General features: G+C 71.1%; 12 protein-coding genes and 1 pseudogene. 4 read left to right on the top strand and 9 right to left on the bottom strand.

The window, feature by feature from the left end:
- Positions 1-37 precede the first annotated feature (37 nt).
- Positions 38-1,504 (bottom strand): non-reducing end alpha-L-arabinofuranosidase family hydrolase, encoded by a 1,467-nt coding sequence (locus ACPXCS_RS22800; RefSeq protein WP_425948797.1) that lies wholly within the window; start codon positions 1,502-1,504, stop codon positions 38-40.
- Between the two features lie 449 nt (positions 1,505-1,953).
- On the opposite strand from ACPXCS_RS22800, the gene ACPXCS_RS22795 reads away from it, so the two are divergent.
- Together ACPXCS_RS22795 and ACPXCS_RS22790 are read left to right on the top strand one after the other, a co-directional pair.
- Positions 1,954-3,384 carry an endo-1,4-beta-xylanase gene (locus ACPXCS_RS22795; protein WP_425948798.1) on the top strand — a complete coding sequence of 477 codons (1,431 nt, stop codon included), beginning with the start codon at positions 1,954-1,956 and terminating at the stop codon, positions 3,382-3,384.
- Positions 3,385-3,487: 103 nt separating this feature from the next.
- Entirely contained in the window at positions 3,488-4,789 is a 1,302-nt protein-coding gene (locus tag ACPXCS_RS22790; RefSeq protein WP_425948895.1) for an RICIN domain-containing protein, read from the top strand.
- A 101-nt stretch (positions 4,790-4,890) separates the two neighbouring features.
- Here ACPXCS_RS22790 and ACPXCS_RS22785 read toward each other — a convergent pair whose 3' ends face one another.
- The 5 genes from ACPXCS_RS22785 to ACPXCS_RS22765 all read right to left on the bottom strand — a co-directional run bounded on the left by ACPXCS_RS22785 (position 4,891) and on the right by ACPXCS_RS22765 (position 11,042).
- Complete coding sequence (locus ACPXCS_RS22785; protein ID WP_425948896.1) at positions 4,891-6,168, bottom strand: APC family permease; 1,278 nt, start codon at positions 6,166-6,168, stop codon at positions 4,891-4,893.
- A gap of 495 nt (positions 6,169-6,663) precedes the next feature.
- Positions 6,664-8,088 (bottom strand): GH1 family beta-glucosidase, encoded by a 1,425-nt coding sequence (locus tag ACPXCS_RS22780; protein ID WP_425948800.1) that lies wholly within the window; start codon positions 8,086-8,088, stop codon positions 6,664-6,666.
- 31 nt (positions 8,089-8,119) lie between these two features.
- The gene (locus ACPXCS_RS22775) at positions 8,120-8,947 is read right to left on the bottom strand and encodes a carbohydrate ABC transporter permease (protein WP_425948801.1); all 828 of its coding nucleotides are present in this window, start codon (positions 8,945-8,947) and stop codon (positions 8,120-8,122) included.
- A gap of 5 nt (positions 8,948-8,952) precedes the next feature.
- On the bottom strand, positions 8,953-9,906 hold the full coding sequence (locus tag ACPXCS_RS22770; RefSeq protein WP_425948803.1) for a carbohydrate ABC transporter permease: 954 nt from the start codon (positions 9,904-9,906) through the stop codon (positions 8,953-8,955).
- A gap of 11 nt (positions 9,907-9,917) precedes the next feature.
- Positions 9,918-11,042, bottom strand: a complete 1,125-nt coding sequence (locus ACPXCS_RS22765; protein ID WP_425948897.1) for an ABC transporter substrate-binding protein — start codon at positions 11,040-11,042, stop codon at positions 9,918-9,920.
- A gap of 406 nt (positions 11,043-11,448) precedes the next feature.
- Here ACPXCS_RS22765 and yicI point away from each other — a divergent pair, with 406 nt between their 5' ends.
- Positions 11,449-13,719 (top strand): alpha-xylosidase, encoded by a 2,271-nt coding sequence (gene yicI / locus ACPXCS_RS22760; RefSeq protein ID WP_425948805.1) that lies wholly within the window; start codon positions 11,449-11,451, stop codon positions 13,717-13,719.
- A 291-nt stretch (positions 13,720-14,010) separates the two neighbouring features.
- On the opposite strand, the gene ACPXCS_RS22755 is transcribed toward yicI, so the two are convergent.
- Entirely contained in the window at positions 14,011-15,099 is a 1,089-nt protein-coding gene (locus ACPXCS_RS22755; protein ID WP_425948806.1) for an ABC transporter permease, read from the bottom strand.
- Between the two features lie 218 nt (positions 15,100-15,317).
- Positions 15,318-15,631: pseudogene (locus ACPXCS_RS22750) on the bottom strand (LysR family transcriptional regulator); the annotation flags it as partial.
- A 314-nt stretch (positions 15,632-15,945) separates the two neighbouring features.
- On the opposite strand from ACPXCS_RS22750, the gene ACPXCS_RS22745 reads away from it, so the two are divergent.
- On the top strand, positions 15,946-17,835 hold the full coding sequence (locus tag ACPXCS_RS22745) for a LamG-like jellyroll fold domain-containing protein (protein WP_425948808.1): 1,890 nt from the start codon (positions 15,946-15,948) through the stop codon (positions 17,833-17,835).
- Between the two features lie 135 nt (positions 17,836-17,970).
- Here the strand turns inward: ACPXCS_RS22745 and ACPXCS_RS22740 are convergent, their stop codons facing one another.
- On the bottom strand, positions 17,971-18,672 hold the full coding sequence (locus tag ACPXCS_RS22740) for a FadR/GntR family transcriptional regulator (RefSeq protein WP_425948810.1): 702 nt from the start codon (positions 18,670-18,672) through the stop codon (positions 17,971-17,973).
- Positions 18,673-18,842: the final 170 nt, after the last annotated feature.

The following is an 18,842-nucleotide window of genomic DNA, read 5'->3' as shown; positions in this document are numbered from 1 at the left end:
CGTTCGGCTCCGGCTCGGAGCCGAATCCGTCACACCGTCAGCGCTGCAGGGTCAGCAGACCCGGACGGTAGGGCAGGAGACCGTAGTCGCCGCCCGAGTTGGGGCTGCGCCCCTGGTAGAGCAACTGCAGATTGCAGGGATCGACGGTCATGGTCTGGTCCGCGCTGGTGCGCAGCAGTTCGCCATGGCTGATGTCGTTGGTCCAGGTGGCGCCGCTGTTGGCCTTGCCGGCGAAGGGGTTGCTCTCGGTCGCGGCCTGAGGGGTCCACGAGCCGTTGAGGCTGGTGGCCGTGAACGAGCGGAAGTACCGGCCCTGCGAGCCGATCGCCTCGACGATCATGAGGTAGCGGTTCTGGCCCTGCAGCTTGTAGACCTGCGGGGCTTCGAACAGGTTGTTCGTCGTGTCGCTCATGACCACGGTCGAGTTGGCGCCGAAGGTACCGGGGAAGTTCCCGATCGGCATGCTGGCCCGGTAGATCTTGCCGTTGTCGCCGGCGAAGAACAGGTACATGTTCGTCCCGTCACCGATGAGCGTCTGGTCGATGGGGCCCGTTCCGGAGCCGGAGATGCTTCCGGAGAAGAGCTCCTGCTCGGATGACCAGCCGTTCGGGTTGGTGGGGTCGCTCGACGTCCGGTAGGAGAAGGCTGTCCGCCCCCACTGGTAGGCGAGCACCCAGATGTTCTTCGGCGCGAAGTAGAACAGTGTGGGCGCCACGGTGGAGGACGACATCGGGTTCTGGCTGGCCGAGGCCATCTCCGACCAGTTGGTGAACGGGCCGAAGTTCATCGAGCCCCACCGCGTCCCGGTGTCGTGGGTCGTGGCGTAGACGAGTTGCCTGCCGTTGTAGGGGGCGACGGTGAAGTCCTTGAGCGAGACCCACCCCGACCTGGGCTGTGCCAGCGCGCCCGTCGACGACCAGCGGTAGGTGGAGGGCAGGTTGCACGCGCCGGGGGTGTCGGTGCCGACCTTGACGAGCTGCCACTGCTGGTTGGTGCCGCCCCAGTCGTCGTACTGGACGATGTTGGCGTTGTCGGCGGTGGAGGCGCCCTGCACTTCGAGGGCCTTGTTGCTGTGGCGCGAAATGAGCCGTACGTAGCCGTCCGGGCTGTCGGCCAGCCGCCACTGCTGGTTGGTGGCGTTCAGGTCGGTCCACTGGACGATCGATCCGCCGTTCGCGGTGGACCAGTTGTGCAGATCGAGCACCTTGCCCGAGTGACGGGACTTGATGCGGTAGTAGCCGCCGCCGGAGTCGACGAACTGCCACTGCTGCTGGCTCTGATCGTTCCTGGTCCACTGGGTGATGCGGGCGCCGTCGCCGGTCGCCAGGTTGTAGACGTCGAGGGCTTTGCCGCTGTTGCGGTTGACCAGCACGTACGAGGCGTTGGGGTCCACGGTCGCCGCGGCGGCGGGCTGGGCGCCGAGGAAGGTGGCCACGAGCAACAGGGGCGAGAGGACGGCGAGTAATCGTCTGGGCCGTATCGCGGACGAGCGGCGGAACCACATCAGGGGAGCCTCCTCGGGGACGGAGTGCGGTGTGCCCGGTGACCTGCGGAGCAGGCAAGGGGCGGTCTCGAATGTTTCGATTGATTTTCCGGATGTTACGACGGCACAAGCTAGGAATGCGGACGCCTGCGGTCAAGGCCCACAACTGAACTGTCTACAAACGGCGCCTCACTCCACCCGGCCGGCAAGCCCTCCGGCACCCTTCCGGGGCAGCTCCCGCAGCAGAGAGCCCGCTTCACAACATCCGAGATTACGAAATGTTTCGAATAAGGAACCGAAACTTCTGCTGTGGAAGGTGTTGACGATCCACCGTCAACACTTCAGCATCCCTGTCTGAGAAACCGAGCGCAGTTCGATATATCGGACGCACCGTACGACCGTGTGGCAACGGACGACGCGTTCGCCTGCGCCTCGGCCTTTTCCGTGACCCCAACCCTGGAGGCACCGTCATGGGCTTGTACGCCCTCCCCGGACCCGCCGTCCACCGGTGGATCCGCGGCCTGATGCTGGCGCTGATCGCCGGCGTCCTCGGCGTGGTCACCGCGCTGGCCGCGCCGCCGCCCGCATACGCCGCCGAGAGCACGCTCGGCGCCGCCGCTGCGCAGAGCGGCCGCTACTTCGGCACCGCCATCGCCTCGGGCAGACTGGGCGACTCGACGTACACGACGATCGCGAACCGTGAGTTCAACTCGGTGACGGCCGAGAACGAGATGAAGATCGACGCCACCGAACCGCAGCGGGGGCAGTTCAACTTCACCGCCGCGGACCGTGTCTACAACTGGGCCGTGCAGAACGGCAAGCAGGTGCGCGGCCACACCCTGGCCTGGCACTCCCAGCAGCCCGGCTGGATGCAGAACCTCAGCGGCAACGACCTGCGCCAGGCGATGATCAACCACATCAACGGCGTGATGGCCCACTACAAGGGCAAGATCGCCCAGTGGGACGTGGTGAACGAGGCGTTCGCCGACGGCAGCTCGGGGGCCCGCCGCGACTCCAACCTGCAGCGCACCGGCAACGACTGGATCGAGGTCGCCTTCCGGACCGCGCGCGCCGCCGACCCGGCCGCCAAGCTCTGCTACAACGACTACAACGTCGAGAACTGGACCTGGGCCAAGACGCAGGCCATGTACAACATGGTCCGGGACTTCAAGCAGCGCGGCGTCCCGATCGACTGCGTCGGCTTCCAGTCGCACTTCAACAGCGGCAGCCCCTACAACAGCAACTTCCGCACCACCCTGCAGAACTTCGCCGCGCTCGGCGTCGACGTGGCCGTCACCGAGCTGGACATCCAGGGCGCCTCGTCCTCGACCTACGCCAGCGTGGTCAACGACTGCCTGGCCGTCCCGCGCTGCCTCGGCATCACCGTCTGGGGCGTGCGTGACTCCGACTCCTGGCGGCCGGAGCACACGCCGCTGCTCTTCAACAACGACGGAAGCAAGAAGCCGGCCTACACCGCCGTCCTCAACGCGCTCAACGGCGGCACCACCACGCCCCCGGCGGATTCCGGACAGATCAAGGGCACCGGGTCGGGCCGCTGCCTGGACGTGCCCGGCAGCAGCACCACCGACGGCACCCAGCTCCAGCTGTGGGACTGCCACAGCGGCACCAACCAGCAGTGGACGTACACCAGCGCCGGTGAGCTCAGGGTGTACGGCAACAAGTGCCTGGACGCCGCCGGAACCGGCAGCGGCACCAAGGTCCAGATCTACAGCTGCTGGGGCGGCGACAACCAGAAGTGGCGCCTCAACTCCGACGGGTCCATCGTCGGCGTCCAGTCCGGCCTCTGCCTCGACACCGTCGGCGGCGGCACCGCCAACGGCACCCTGATCCAGCTCTACTCCTGCTCGAACGGCAGCAACCAGCGCTGGACCCGCACCTGACGGGGCCTGCCACCGACGAAAGGGAGCATCGATGAGGACCCACGGTGCGGCTCCCCCCGCCCCTGAACGGACGTCACCCCGCTGGTGGTCACGGGTCGCCGCCGTGGTGGCGGCGGCCCTGGCGATCGGCATGCTCACCGCGGTCGATCCGGCGCCCGCCCGGGCTGCGACGGTGGACACCAACGCCTGGTACGTCCTGGTCAACCGCAACAGCGGCAAGGCGCTGGACGTCGCCGGCACGTCCACCGCCGACGGCGCGCGGCTCAGCCAGTGGGCGCGCACCGACGGAGCCAACCAGCAGTGGCAGTTCGTGGACTCCGGCGACGGCTTCTACCGTCTCAAGGCCCGGCACTCGGGCAAGGTCCTCGACGTGGCCGGCGCCTCGAGCGCGGACGGTGCCGCGATCCAGCAGTGGGCCGACCACAACGGGGCCAACCAGCAGTTCCGCCTGGCCGACTCCGACGGCGGCCACGTCCGGCTGGTCAACCGCGCCAGCGGCAAGGCGGTGGAGGTGCAGGGTGCTTCCACCGCCGACGGCGGCAACGTCGTCCAGTACACCGACTGGGGTGGCGCCAACCAGCAGTGGCAGATGGTCAAACTGTCGGCCGGCGGCGCGAGCGGATGCGGCAGCGCCCCGACTCTCACGAGCGGTACGCACACCATCCAGAGCGGCGGCAAGAGCCGCAGCTTCATCCTCAGGGTTCCCGCCGGCTACGACAGCAGCCGCCCCTACCGGCTGATCTTCGCGTTCCACTGGAGGGGCGGAACCGCCGGTGACGTCGCCTCGGGCGGTACGAGCGGAAGCGCCTGGTCCTACTACGGCCAGCAGGAACAGTCGAACAACAGCGCCATCCTCGTCGCCCCCCAGGGCCTGGGCAACGGCTGGGCCAATTCGGGAGGTGAGGACGTCACCTTCGTCGACGACATGATCCGGCGCATCGAGGCCGGCCTCTGCGTCAACCCGGCACAGCGCTTCGCCACCGGATTCAGCTGGGGCGGCGGGATGAGCTACGCCCTCGCCTGCAGCCGGGCGAACGTCTTCAGGGCCGTCGCGGTCATCGCCGGCGCCCAGATCAGCGGATGCAGCGGGGGCACCCAGCCCATCGCCTACTTCGGGATCCACGGCATCAGCGACTCGGTGCTCAACATCGCGCAAGGACGGTCCCTGCGCGACAAGTTCGTCGCCAACAACGGCTGCACCGCCCAGAGCCCGCGCGAACCGGCGCCGGGCAGCCGGACGCACCTCACGACCGCCTACTCGGGCTGCCGCGCCGGATACCCGGTCCAGTGGGCCGCGTTCGACGGCGGCCACATCCCGGGCCCGGTCGACGGCTCGTCCGGCGAGAGCGGCGCCGCCACCTGGACCAAGACAGAGATCTGGAGGTTCTTCGCACAGTTCCAGTGACAGGCACGCACCGAGCATCGAGGAGTGGAGCCAGGCGATCCTGGCTCCACTCCTCAGCCGCTCCCCCGAGGACCCGGCCCCGCACGGGCCGCGAGGCCCGTTCAGCCCGGGTGTGGCGTCTCCCGGTCCGCGCGCCTCCGTCGCCGCACCGCGGCCAGTGCGCCGAGCACCGCGCCGACCGCCACGATCGCCAGTCCGCGCAGCCACACCGCGGCCTCGATCTGTGTGGCGAGCAGGACGCAGGAGGCGATGCCCAGCACCGGCAGCGCGGTCGGGGCGCGGAAGTGGTCGGTCTCGCCCGGGTCCCGGCGCAGTACCAGCACCGCGGTGTTGACCATGAGGAAGACGATCAGCAGGAGCAGGACCAGGGTGGACGCCAGGGTGGCGACGCTGCCGGTGAGGGCGAGGAACATCGCCAGCAGCGTCGTGAGCGCGATCGCGGCCCAGGGCGTGCGGCGGCCCGGCAGCACCTTGGTCAGCGCGGCGGGCAGCAGGCCGTCCCTGGCCATGCCGTAGGCCAGGCGGGAGGACATGATGCCGGTGAGCAGCGCGCCGTTGGCCACGGCGACGAGCGCGATGGCGCTGAACAGGCGGGGCGGCACGCCGCCCGCCCCCTCGACGACCTCCAGCAGCGGCCCGCTGGACTCGGCGAGCCGGGCGGTCGGCACCGCGGCGGAGGCGGCCAGGCCCACCAGGACGTACACGGCCCCGGCGGTGGCGAGGGCCCCGAACAGGGCGCGGGGGTAGGAGCGCCGGGGGTCGCGGGTCTCCTCGGCGACGTTCACCGAGGTCTCGAACCCGACGAAGGAGTAGTACGCCAGGACCGAGCCGCTGAGCACGGCCGCGGCCGCCCCCTTCTGCGGGGTGCCGAGCTGTGTGAGGCGGCCCGGGTCGCCGTCGCCGCGCAGCAGCAGCCACGCGCCGAGGGCGACGATGAGGACCAGCCCGCTCACCTCGATGACCGTGGCGACGACGTTGGCGCGGGTGGATTCCTTGATGCCCCGTGCGTTGACCAGCGCGAGCAGGGCCAGGAACAACACGGCCACGAGCCCCACGGGCAGGGTCACGAAGACCGACAGGTAGTCGCCCCCGAAACCGCGGGCGAGCGCCGCCACGGAGACGATCCCGGCGGCCAGCATGCAGAAGCCCGCGACGAAGCCGGCGAAGGGTCCGAAGGCGCGTGTGGCGTAGTGGGAGGCTCCGCCCGCACGCGGGTACTTCGTCGCCAGCTCGGCGTAGGAGGCGGCGGTCAGCAGGGCCAGCAGCAGCGCGACGACCAGCGGCACCCACACCGCTCCCCCCGCGTCGGCCGCGACCTGGCCGACCAGTACGTACACGCCGGCGCCCAGCACGTCGCCGAGGATGAAGAAGTACAGCAGCGGAGTGGTCAGCGCACGTTTGAGCGCCGTCCCTTCCTGCCGTCCTTCCGGTCGCCCCGCTTGTCCCTGCGTCTTCGCCGACACTCTGTCTCCGACCCGTCTCGCCATACCGCCTCGTGTCCCCCGCACCACGTCATACACGCCTGTCCACCGGTCGCCCCGTGGATGGGCCGCATCACACCGCACTCATGCCACGGACGGGCTACCGGCTTTCCGGATGACGGCGCACGAGCTCCGTCGTCGTCACCAGGCCGCCCCGTTCCAGGACGACCGCGTGCAGTCCGCGCACGGCCCAGTACGTGGGGGGCGCGTACCGCGTGGCAGCACGCTCCGCTCACCCTGGAGGCGCTGGGCCGCCCCGAGGCCGGCGAGGTCCGCGCCCGGCTCCACTGCCTGGAGAACCCGCCGCGCGGTGCGCACCCGTCTTGATGGCCGCCCGGGACGGCCGCCGCATCGGCGAAGTCCGCCGTTGCGCGCGTGAGAACGCCGGAGCGGTCAGCCCGGTCCGTTCAAGGGCGTCGCTCCGACGGACCCGGTCGCGCCACCCCGGTGGGCGGCGATCAGCCGCCGGTACCAGTGGTAGCTGTCCTTCGGGGTGCGCCGCTGGGTGTCGTAGTCGACCCGGACGATCCCGAAGCGCTTGTCGTAGCCGAAGGCCCACTCGAAGTTGTCCAGCAGGGACCACACGTAGTAGCCGCGCACGTCCACGCCCGCGTCCATCGCCGCCTGCAGCGCGGTGAGGTGGTCGCGCAGGTAGGCCACCCGGTCGGTGTCGTGCACCGACCCGTCGGCGGCGACCGTGTCGTCCTCCGCCGAGCCGTTCTCGGTGATGTGGATCGGCGGCAGGGCGTCGCCGTACTGCTCCTTGAGCCGCACCAGCAGGTCCGTGAAGGACTCCGGCACCACCGGCCACCCCATCGCATTGCGCCGCGCGCCGGGGAGCTCCACCTCCGCGTAGCGGTTGTCGGTCGCCACCCGGCGCTCCGGGTCGGGCTCGCGGTAGGGGGCGTCGGTGACCACGATCGGCCGGTAGTAGTTGATGCCGAGGAAGTCCAGCGGCCGGGAGATCAGCGCCAGGTCGCCGTCCCGCCGGAAGTCCTGGCCGGCAATCAGTTCGCCCCAGGTCTCCTCCTCCGTGGCCGGGTAGCGGCCGGCGAGGATCGGCTCGGTCCACACCAGGTTGTGCCGGGTGTCCGCGCGGACCACGGCCGCGTGGTCCGCCGCGGAGCCGGTGGCGGGCAGGTTGCGGTCGAGGTTGAGCGTGATGCCGACCTCGCGCACTCCGGCGGCGCGCAGGGCCTGCACGGCGAGGCCGTGGCCGACCAGCAGGTGGTGGGCGGCGGCCAGCGCACCCCGCCCTTCGCGCGCGCCGGGCGCGTGCCGGCCGACGGAGTAGCCGAGGAACGCGCTGCACCACGGCTCGTTGAGGGTGATCCAGCGCGGCACCCGGTCCCCGAGATGCTCGGCGACGACGGCCGTGTACTCGGCGAACCGCTCCGCCGTCTCCCGCACCCGCCAGCCGCCCCGGTCCTCCAGGGCCTGGGGCAGGTCCCAGTGGTAGAGGGTGGCGGCCGGCTCGACACCCGCCTGCAGCAGTTCGTCCACCAGCCGCGCGTAGAAGTCCAGCCCCTTGGGGTTCACCGGGCCGCCGCCGTCCGGCACGATCCGCGGCCAGGCGATCGAGAAGCGGTACGAGTCCACGCCGAGGTCCCGCAGCAGGGCCACGTCCTGCGGGTAGCGGTGGTAGTGGTCGCAGGCCACGTCACCGGTGTCGCCGCCGGCCGTGCGGCCGGGGGTGTGACTGTAGGTGTCCCAGATCGACGGGCCGCGGCCGTCCTCGCGGGCCGCGCCCTCGATCTGGTACGAGGCGGTCGCGGCGCCGAAGACGAAGCCGGGCGGGAAGGAGGGGAAGTCGGTCATGCGGGGTGGTCCATCTCCTGCTCGGTGCGGGTCACTTGACGGATCCGCCGGTGATGCCGGCGGCGATGTACTTCTGGGCGAGGACGAGCAGGATCGCCGCCGGCACCGCGGACAGCACGGACGCGGCCATCACCGAGCCCCAGTCGCCGACGTGCGCGCCGATGTACTGGTAGATGCCCAGGGTGACCGGCTTGACGTCGTCGGTGGTGTTGAGGGTGAGCGCGAACATGAAGTCGCTCCAGGAGAACAGGAACGCGAACAGGCCCGAGGTGATGAGTGAGTTGCGGCTCATCGGCAGCACCACCGTGAGGAACGTGCGCACGTGGCCGGCGCCGTCCATCTGCGCGGCCTCGATGACCTCGCCGGGTATCGACACCATGAAGGAGCGCATCAGCACGATGGAGAAGGGGATCCCGAGTGAGGCGTCCGCCAGCATCAGGCCGAAGTAGGAGTTGACCAGGCCCAGGTCGACGTACGAGTTGTACAGGGCGTTGGCGATGACGATGCCCGGCACCATCTGCGTGATCAGCGTGCCGAAGACGATGGTCTTCGAGCCGCGCAGCCCGAACCGCGCCAGCCCGTAGGCCGCCGGCGCCGCGATCGCCAGGCAGATCACGACGGCCCCGAGCGACACCGCGAGGGAGGTCAGCAGATTGCCGCCCTGGTCGCTGACGGCCTTGGAGAAGCCGGACAGATCGAGGCCGCCCGGCACCGGGTCGACCTCCAGCAGGCCCGACTCGGGCTGGAGCGCGGTGTTGAGCATCCAGTACAGCGGGAAGAGCATGACGCACAGGATCAGCGCGCCGGCGACGGTGGAGCCCCAGCGGCGCCGTCCGGCGGTGGGCGGGTGGGAGGCCATGGACGTCACTTCCCCTCGGTGCGGTTGGCCCGCAGGTAGAACACCGCGAACACCGCGGAGATCAGGATGAGTACGTTGCCGACGACCGCGCCCGCTCCGAAGTCCAGCTGGACGAAGGAGTTCTGGTAGGTGAGCGTGCCCAGGGTCTGCGTGGCGTCGGCCGGGCCGCCGTCGGTGAGGGCGAGGATCAGGTCGAGGATCTTGACCGTCGACATGAAGCCCAGTACCAGCACGACAGTGATGACGGGCTTGAGCATGGGCAGGGTGACGGAGCGGAACGTCCGCCAGGCGGAGGCGCCGTCGAGGGAGGCCGCCTCGTACAGCTCCCTGGGGATCTCCTGGAGACCGCCGTACAGGATGACCATGTTGAACGGGATGCCGATCCAGATGTTGACCAGGACGACCGACAGCAGGGCCGTCTGCGGGTCGGTCAGCCACGGCGTGTGGCCGCCCACGCCCAGCGTCTCCAGGAACGAGTTCAGCACTCCGGTGTCCTGGTCGAGGATGCGGCGCCACACGATGCCCGACACCACCATGGGCACCAGCCAGGGCAGCAGGATCAGTGACCGCAGCACCCCGTTGAGGGGGAAGCGGCGGCTGAAGAACACCGCGAGGGCCAGGCCGATGCAGAACTGGCCGAGCAGCGAGCCGGCGGTGAACACCAGGGTGTGCCACAGCGCCTTGCCGAACAGGGCGTCCTGGAAGACGTCGGCCCAGTTGTCGGTGCCGTTGAACGGCGCCTCGCCGGTGAAGAACGTCTTCGGCGTGTAGTGCTGGAAGCTCATCACGACGTTGCGGACCAGCGGGTAGCCGAAGAACAGCAGCATGAAGGCGACCGCGGGGGCGACGAATCCCCACTGGGTGAGCCGGCGCCGGCGGTGCAGCCGGACCGGGTCCGGCGCGGCGGCCGTCCCGGGCGCCCGGTCGGCGCCGGGGGCGGTGACGGTGGACGTGGTCATGTGCGCGTACCTCAGTTCCCGCTCGTCGCCCGCTGCTGGGCGCGCCGCAGTGCGGCCTCGCTGGACTGCCCGGTCAGGGCGGACTGGAAGGCGCTCTGCAGGGCGAGCGAGACGCTCGACCAGCCGGCGCCGAGCTTCGCGGTCCTGGACCGGGCGGCGGCCACCTGGTCGGCCAGCGCGTCCAGTTCCGGCACCCGCTCGCGCCACACGGCCGCGGCCCTGGAGTTGGCCGGCACCATCCAGCTGTTGAGCGCGTAGGTGAGCTGCTCCTTCTCACCGGCCAGACAGGCGACGATCCGGCCGGCCGTGCGCTCCCTGGTCCTGTCACCGGTTCGGGGCACCGTGAGCACGGCCCCGCCGAGCGGGCCGACCGAGTCCGCGCCCGCCTCGGGCACCGGGATCTGCGCGATGCCCCAGTGCAGCGCCTTCTTGGTGTTGAGCGTCTCCACCTGCCACGGCCCGTTGATCATCATCGCCGCGTTGCCGGCCATGAACTGGTCGTTGACGTCCGCCTGCGTCCAGTTGACCGTCGACCTGGACAGGGAGCCGTCGGCCAGCAGGTCCTTCCAGTAGTCGAGGGCCTCGACGACCCGCGGGCCGTCGAGTCGCGTCTCGTCGCCGCCGTTGGACCACATGAAGGGGGTGAACTGGAAGACGCCGTCCTCGGCGCCGCCCGCACTGAGGGCGAGTCCGTAGCGCTTGCCCTGGGTGAGCCTCTTCGCCGTCCGCCGCAACTCCTCCCAGGTGGTGGGCACCTCGACGCCCGCCTGGTCCAGGAGGTCCTTGTTGTAGAAGAGCGCGAGGGTGTTCACGGACCGGGCGGCGCCGTAGTAGGTGCCCTCGTAGGAGCCGAAGTCGACGATGCCCTCGGGGATGCCGTCGGTGCTCAGTCCGAGGGACTTCAGGTCCACCAGGCCGCCGGCCTCGGCGAAGGTCGGCATCTCGGAGGCGTCGAACTGGACGATGTCCGGGAGCGACTTGGAGGACGCCATGCGCAGCGCCTTGGTCATCACCTGCGCCGCCGGGACGCTCTGCTGCTCGATGGTGACCCCCAGCCGCTGCCCGCAACGGGCCATCGCCTCCGCGTCCCAGCGGTGGTACGACTCGTCGGTCGAGGAGTTCATCACGGTGTACACGTCGGCGTCGCGTTGCTGTGCGCAGCCCGTGAGCGCCGCCCCGGCGACCAGGGTGGTGACCGCGGCGAGCGAGGTGAGGGTCCTGCGCGACCGGCGGCGGCGCGGTCGTTGAAGCGCTTCGACAACATGCGGCTCTTGCTGTGGCACTGCCGGCTCCTTCGCCGGTCGGTTTTGTTTGCTGGGATGACTAATACGTCACGGCCCGGCCCTCGCGCTAGCCCCCGGAACCGTCCGGCTCGGCAGTGCGTGACGTGAGGATCTCGTACCGATCGGTCATACCCACAGGTCAGCGCGACATAGAGCCCGTCGGACCCCTGGCGGGCGCCCGGATTCTGTGTACGATCAAAAGGCATCCGAGACGCCCTCCCCCTCATCCGACCGCCCTCGCCCTCACCCAAGGAAGATCATGAAGTTCACCGACGGCTTCTGGCTCGTCCGCGACGGTGTGCAGCTCTCCTACGCCACCGAGGTGCGTGACCTGCGCGCCGAGTCGAAGCGCTTCACCGCCCATGCCTCCGTGCAGCGGGTGACCCGCAGGGGCGACACCCTCAACGCGCCCCTGCTGACCGCCGAGTGCTTCTCCCCCGCCGAGGGCGTGATCGGCGTCCGGGTCACCCACCACGGCGGCAGGCGGCACCCCGGCCCCGACTTCGCGCTCGCGGGCGCGGACGACGGCACCGGCGAGGTGCGCCAGGAGGACACCGTCACGGAGCTGACCAGCGGCCCCCTCACCGTGCGCCTGGACCGTTCCGGCCCCTGGGGCCTCACCTTCCACGACGCCGGCGGACGGGAGCTGACCCGGGCGAACGCCAAGAGCACCGCCTTCGCCACCACCGGCGACGGCGCCCACCACATGCTCACCCGGCTCTCCCTCGGCGTCGGCGAGCAGATCTACGGCCTCGGTGAGCGCTTCACCCCGTTCGTCAAGAACGGCCAGGTCGTCGACGTCTGGCAGGCCGACGGCGGCACCAGCAGCGAGCAGGCGTACAAGAACATCCCCTTCTACCTCTCCTCACGCGGCTACGGCGTGTTCGTCAACCATCCCGGCAAGGTCTCCTTCGAGGTCGGCTCCGAGTCGGTGGGGCAGGTGCAGTTCAGCGTCGAGGACCAGACGCTGGAGTACTACGTCGTCGCCGGGCCCACGCCCAAGGACGTCCTGGCCCGCTACACGGCCCTCACCGGCCGTCCCGCCCTGCCGCCCGCCTGGTCCTTCGGCCTGTGGCTGAGCACCTCGTTCACCACCGACTACGACGAGGCGACCGTGACCTCGTTCGTCGACGGCATGGCCGGGCGCGGCATCCCGCTGTCCGTCTTCCACTTCGACTGCTTCTGGATGCGCGAGTACCAGTGGTGCGACTTCGCGTGGGACCCGGACGTGTTTCCCGACCCGCAGGGCATGCTCGCCCGGCTGAAGGAGAAGGGGCTCAGGGTCAGCGTCTGGATCAACCCCTACATCGGCCAGAAGTCCCCGCTGTTCGAGGAGGCCGCGGACCTCGGGCACCTGGTCCGCCGCCCGAACGGCGACATCTGGCAGTGGGACCTGTGGCAGGCCGGCATGGGCCTGGTCGACTTCACCAGCCCCGAGGCCCGCGCCTGGTTCCAGTCGAAACTGAAGCCGCTGCTCGACCAGGGCGTGGACTGCTTCAAGACGGACTTCGGCGAGCGGATCCCCACCGACGTGGTGTGGCACGACGGCTCCGACCCGCAGCGGATGCACAACTACTACACCCACCTGTACAACCGCACCGTCTTCGAACTCCTGGAGAAGGAACGCGGCCAGGGCGAGGCCGTCCTGTTCGCCCGGTCCGCGACCGCGGGCGGCCAGCAGTTCCCCGTGCACTGGGGCGGCGACTGCTGGTCCTCCTTCGAGGCCATGGCCGAGTCGCTGCGGGGCGGTCTGTCCCTGTCGCTGAGCGGCTTCGGCTTCTGGAGCCACGACATCGGCGGCTTCGAGGGCACCCCCGACCCGTCCGTCTTCAAGCGCTGGCTCGCCTTCGGCCTGCTCTCCTCCCACAGCCGCCTGCACGGCTCGTCGTCCTACCGGGTGCCGTGGGAGTTCGGCGAGGAGGCCGTCGACGTCGCCCGCCGCTTCACCCTGCTCAAGCACCGGCTGATGCCCTACCTGTACGGCGCCGCCGCGCAGGCCCACCGTACCGGCGTGCCCGTGATGCGGCCGATGGTCCTGGAGTTCCCCGCCGACCCGGCCTGCCGTCTGCTGGACCGCCAGTACATGCTCGGCGGCGACCTGCTGGTCGCGCCCGTCCTCACCGAGGACGGCGAGGTGGAGGTCTATCTCCCCTCGGGCACCTGGACCCACCTCCTCACCGGCGAGCGCGTCACCGGCCCGTGCTGGCGCACCGAGCGGCACGGCTACGACAGTCTCCCGCTGTACGTCCGTGAGGGCGCGGTGCTGCCGCTGGCCGCCGACGACCAACGGCCCGACGGGGACTGGCTGGACCGGCCGACCCTGCTCGTCCACCCGCCGGCCTCGGCCACGTACACCACCGAGGTCACCGTGCCGGACCTGACCGGTGAACCGGCCGCGACCTTCCGCGTGCGCCGCGACGGCGACGAGCTGCGGGTCACGGCCGAGGGCACGGACCGGCCGTTCACCGTCCAGGTCGCCGGCGGAACGAGCGCGGACGGCACCGGCGAGGTGGCCGTGCGGCTGGGCTGACGGCGGCGGGGCGGGGCCGACGATGGTGGGGCGGGGAGGGACCGACGGCGGCGGCCGAGATACCGGCGGGGCTGTGCTCACTGCCGGGCGGGAGGGCCGGGGCGCGCCGGGGCGGGGCCACAGGTCACGAGAACGGCGGGACGGGTGCCCGGGGCCCGGGGAAGGTCGAGAAGGGCGTCACGGGCCACGAGGACACCGGAGTGCCGGGGCGAAGGGCCAGGGGGCGGATGCCAGGGCACGGATGGCCAGGGGCGCACGGCCAGGGCGCATGGCCAGAGGGCGTCACCCGCGTCAGGCTCCGGCACCGTCGGGTGCCGGATCGTCGCCCGGCCGGCGTTCCCGCCCGCCCGGGTGGCGGTGCCGCCAGGTCCAGAACACCGCGCAGGACACCAGCGCCCAGCCGGCCAGCACCAGGAACGGGAAGGCGTGCTGGTGCCGGGCGAAGTACACCGCCGTGTGCTGGGCGTTGACCGAGGCGCCCGGCGGCAGCCACCGCCCGATGACCCCCAGCGGCGACGGCAGCAGCGGCCAGGAGACCGCGCCGCCCGAGGAGGGGTTGCCCAGCAGGACCATCACACCCCAGGTGGGGAGCATCGCCCAGCGGCCCACCAGGGTGTTGAACATGGTGAAGGTCATGCCGCTGGCGAACATCGTGAGCGCCAGGATCAGCCACGACTGCGCGAACGGCAGATCGAGCGCGCCGAGCAGCCAGTCCACGGCCGCGGCGATGGCGAGGCCGCCGAGCAGCGCGTAGGCGGCCGTGAAGGCGATCCGCTCCGGTGGCGTGAGCGCCCGCGCGTGCACGCTCAGCTGGATCGCCCCGACGAAACCGATGATCACCGCGGCGAGCGAGATGTAGAAGATCGCCAGACCGCGCGGGTCGCCGTCCTGGAGCGGATTGACGTCCCGGACGGTTACCCGCACCCCGGTCGCCCGCCCCACCGCCGGTGCCGCCTGCTCCAGCAGCTCCGCGACCGAGGCACCGGAGGCGGACGACACGTCGAGCAGCACGCGCCGCCCGTCGTCGCGCAACTCGAACACCGCGAAGACGCGCTGCTCATCGACGGCCCGCAGCGCCGCCGCCCGCGAGTCGTAGACGCTGGTCCGCATCGAGGAGTTGAGCGCCTTGCCCAGCCCGGCCAGGAACGCCCGGCCCCGCGCCTCGTCGTACGACCCGACGACGGCCGTCGGGAGCTGGTGCGGCGTCGGATCGGCCATGGTGTACGTGTACGACCCGGCGAACATCCCCGCCGCCGCGGCGAGGATGAACACCAGCACGGTCGCCGGCCACCACGGTGTCGCGCGGAACCGGGCCCAGCGGCCCGAGGGTGCCGGAGTCGCGTCCTGGCCGTCGCCGGCCGCCTGGGGGTCGTCGTGCACGTTCGCCCGTCCTTGGTCGTGCGGCGCCCGGCACCGACTCGCGCACGGGCCGGCCGGGGCGACGCTCGTGGTGCGCCGCCCGGAGCTCAGGCTCCATCGTCACGCGGCCGGCACGACTGCCAGGGCACCAACATCCGCCTGGTCGGGTGAAGACCGCCCTTCGACCGGCGTCATGAGGGCTTTTCCCCCCGGGCCCCGGCCCCCGGCCCTCGCACAGGTCAGGAATCACCCGGCACGCCCGGCATCCGCCGTCCGACGCGAGCGGCCGTCTCCCGCAGCCAGATGTGTGCCGCGTCGTGCGTGTGCACGGGATGCCACCACAGGGCCTCGCGCAGCGGCACCGCCTCGTACGGCGGCTCCAGCACGCGTACGGCGGTCAGCGGCACCAGGAGCCGGGCGAGGCGGGCCTGCAGCAGGGCGATGCGCCGCGTGCCCGCGGAAGGCTCTGGAAGCCGTCCACGGACACCTCGACCCGCGGTTCGATGCCCGAGCATGCCGAGTTGGCGCACGCTGGCGCGTCGTACGTCACCACCACCGTCGCGCCCGGCGCGGACCCCCTGCCCCTTCCGGCCGGTCGCCGCCGGACCCGGGAGCGGCCGTGACCGGTGCACTCCCGGAAGACTCCGGGGCAAGGCCGTGCTCGTCACGAGCGCGGCCCGCGGACAGGACACCGAGAAAGTGGTCGGCACTGCGGCAGGAAAGGCGGGTCGCTGCCGCGCGCCGGGCCGAGGCAGGGCCGCCAGGCGGCTTTCCGTCGGTGTTCAGCTTCCCGTACCGGCACGGTCATGGCCTTTCACGAGAGTCGCTGCAGCCACTTGATCACTGCGCGACTCAGGAGCCACGGCCATGACCCCTTCGCAGCACCGCCCCTCCGCCTCGGGCGAGTCCGGACAACCTGGCAGACGCCGCCTCCTCCGGGCAGCCGTCGCCCTGCCCGCCGCGGGCGCCGCCGCCCTCGCCCCGGGCGTGACACCCGCGCACGCGGCGGCCGCTTCCCGGTCCGGCCGATTCGACCGTGACTCCCCGCGCTTCGCCCTGGCGGTGCTGCCGGACACGCAGTACCTGTTCGACGCCGACAGCGCCGACCCGGAGCCGCTGCGGGCGACGTTCCGCTACCTGGTGAACCAGCGCGCCAAGGCCAACGTCGCCTTCATGACGCACCTCGGCGACATCACCGAGCACGGCACCCGCGACGAGATCGACCTGGCCGCCGACGCGTTCGAGCTGATCGACGGCCGCGTCCCCTACAGCGTCCTGGCCGGCAACCACGACATCGCCTCGGGCGACGACCAGCGCGGCGACAGCCCTTACCTGGACGCCTTCGGCCCGCAGCGCTTCGCCTCCGCCCCCAGCTTCGGCGGCGCCTCCCCCGACGGCTACAACAGCTACCACCTCCTGCGCGCGGCGGGCCGCACGTGGCTCGTCCTGGCCCTGGACTGGCGTACGTCCGCCGCGGGCCTGCGCTGGGCGCAGGGCGTGCTCGACGCCCACCCGACGCTTCCCGTCGTGCTCACCACCCATGACCTCGTGTGGGCCGACGAGGACGGCGTCGCCCATCTGTCGGACAACGGGCGACGCATGTGGGACTCCTTCGTCCGACGCAACGACCAGATCTTCCTGGCACTCGGCGGGCACTACTGGCCGCCGGGCCGCACGGTCCTCAAGAACGACGCCGACAACGATGTCCACCTGCACATCACCAACTACCAGGACCGCTACTACGGCGGCGCGGCCATGATCCGCCTGTACCACTTCGACCTGGTCCGCAACGTCGTCGACGTGGAGACGTTCTCCCCCTGGTTCCTGGCCCGGGACGCCGCCGACCGGTCGCCGCTGGAGGCGGAGACGGTCGAACTGACGGGCGACGTCGACCGGTTCAGCATGGACATCGACTTCGACCGGCGCTTCCAGGGCTTCGCCCCGGCCGTCCCGCCCAAGCCGCGCCCGGCTTCGGCCGTCATGCCGCGCGGCACGGTCGCCTACTGGCGGTTCGACGCCTCCGGCGCCCCGATGCCCGCGGCGGACGCGCCCGTGCCGGACGGCACGGTGGTGCGCGACCTGTCCGGCAACGGCAACGACCTCACCGTCGGCCGGCTGCACTCCAGCGGTCCGCGGGCGCTCACCTTCTCCACCGACCACCACCCCGGCCAGCCCGCGCACGCGAGCCTGCGCTTCGACGGCGGGCAGGACCCCGATCGCGGCGCCATCCTCACCACCGGACCGCGCGCGCCGCTCAACAGCGAGAAGTTCCTGCACGGCTACACCATCGAGACGTTCATCCGGCTGCCCGATCCGTTCGAGGGCAACCATGCCTGGATGGGCATCCTGAGCTGGCAGGGCCGCAACGGCGACGCCGGCAAGACCACCGGCTGGTCCCCGCTGGAACCCACGTGCAGCCTGAACCTCTCCCCGGAGCGCTTCCTGCAGTTCGTGGTCTATCCCGAGCGGCAGGACGCCGACCCCACCTCCTGGAGCCACGCCCTCCCGGTCGGCCGGTGGACCCACGTCGCCGTCGTCAACGACGGCCGCCGCACGGTGGTCTACGTCGACGGCTCGAAGATCGCCCGCAATCCCGCGCAGCGTTCGACGGGCATCGCCACCCTGGGCAAGCCGTTCGTCCTCGGCGCCACCCAGTTCGACGAGAAGTTCGGGCAGGGTTTCTACGGCTGGATGGGCGACACCCGGATCGTCGCCCGCCCGCTGTCCCCCCGCCAGTTCATGGCCCCCTCCGACTGACCCGGCTCACGGCCGCCGCGCGGGTCGGTGCCGGTTCCCATGCGGTGCCGGCGCGCGGGGAGGGTGAGGTCGACGATCCGTGTGACCCGCGAGCCGGCCGGCTCGCGGGTCGCCGGCGCGCCCCCGCCGGTCCCCTCAGCCAGCGTCGCCGGTCTCCTCGACCGGCGGCATGAACGCCCGCAGCCAGCGCTCCGTCTGGGCGACGTGCGCCTGCGCCGCGCCGGCCGCCGCCACCGGGTCGTGGTCGGCGATGGCGGTGGCCAGGACGCGGTGGTCGTCGTCGCTCTTCCTGCGCAGTTCGGGGCCTTCGGGCAGGGTGAAGACCTGGTACTTGCGGGACCGGGAGCGGAAGACCGCCAGGAGGGTGGCGAGGGTCGGGTTCCCGCCCACGCGGGCGATCTCCGCGTGGAAGCGGTGGTCCAGTTCCGACGCCTTGGTGGGGTCGCTCGTGGCCTCCATGTCCTCGATGAGGGCGAAGAGCGTGTCGACCGTCTCCGGGGTGCAGCGCGCCGCCGCCTGGGCCGCGACGTGTGCCTCCAGGACGCGCCGGATCTCGTAGACCTCCAACAGGCCCGACAGCGGCAGCAGTTCGAGGGTCAGGGAGAGGCTTCCGATCACGTCCTGCGGCCTCAGCTGTGAGACGTAGGTGCCCGAGCCGTGCCGCGGTTCGATGACACCCAGGGCGGCGAGCATCCGCACCGCCTCGCGCAGCGACCCCCGTGACACGCCCAGTTCCTCGCAGAGATCCCCTTCGGGCGGGATGCGCTCGCCCGGGCCGAGGCGCCCCGTCCCGATCATGTGCCGCAGGCCGTGGAAGGCCTTCTCGACTGCGGACATCCGTCCCCTTCTTCCTCCCCTGACGAGCCGCGATCAGGCCGCGTCCCTCGGAGAACTGTAGCGAGACCCTGCGGGACGTCAGATGTGTCGGGTCCGTATCCCCTGAAAGTCATCTGATGACTTTCACTGTACGACCCTTGTTTCCGCCCGAGAAGGTGGGCAGGATGCCC

This window comes from Streptomyces sp. DT190 (genome assembly GCF_049846985.1).
Classification (GTDB): Bacteria; Actinomycetota; Actinomycetes; order Streptomycetales; family Streptomycetaceae; genus Streptomyces.
The sequence above is the reverse complement of the archived record's forward strand: the minus strand, read 5'-3'. Positions and strand labels throughout refer to the sequence as shown.

Excerpts from the sequence above, each read along its gene's own strand:
- ACPXCS_RS22740 (WP_425948810.1), bottom strand. The coding sequence starts at position 18,672 with ATGTCCGCAGTCGAGAAGGCCTTCCACGGCCTGCGGCACATGATCGGG.
- ACPXCS_RS22745 (WP_425948808.1), top strand. The coding sequence starts at position 15,946 with ATGACCCCTTCGCAGCACCGCCCCTCCGCCTCGGGCGAGTCCGGACAA.
- yicI (WP_425948805.1), top strand. The coding sequence starts at position 11,449 with ATGAAGTTCACCGACGGCTTCTGGCTCGTCCGCGACGGTGTGCAGCTC.
- ACPXCS_RS22780 (WP_425948800.1), bottom strand. The coding sequence starts at position 8,088 with ATGACCGACTTCCCCTCCTTCCCGCCCGGCTTCGTCTTCGGCGCCGCG.
- ACPXCS_RS22800 (WP_425948797.1), bottom strand. The coding sequence starts at position 1,504 with ATGTGGTTCCGCCGCTCGTCCGCGATACGGCCCAGACGATTACTCGCC.
- ACPXCS_RS22775 (WP_425948801.1), bottom strand. The coding sequence starts at position 8,947 with ATGGCCTCCCACCCGCCCACCGCCGGACGGCGCCGCTGGGGCTCCACC.
- ACPXCS_RS22770 (WP_425948803.1), bottom strand. The coding sequence starts at position 9,906 with ATGACCACGTCCACCGTCACCGCCCCCGGCGCCGACCGGGCGCCCGGG.
- ACPXCS_RS22795 (WP_425948798.1), top strand. The coding sequence starts at position 1,954 with ATGGGCTTGTACGCCCTCCCCGGACCCGCCGTCCACCGGTGGATCCGC.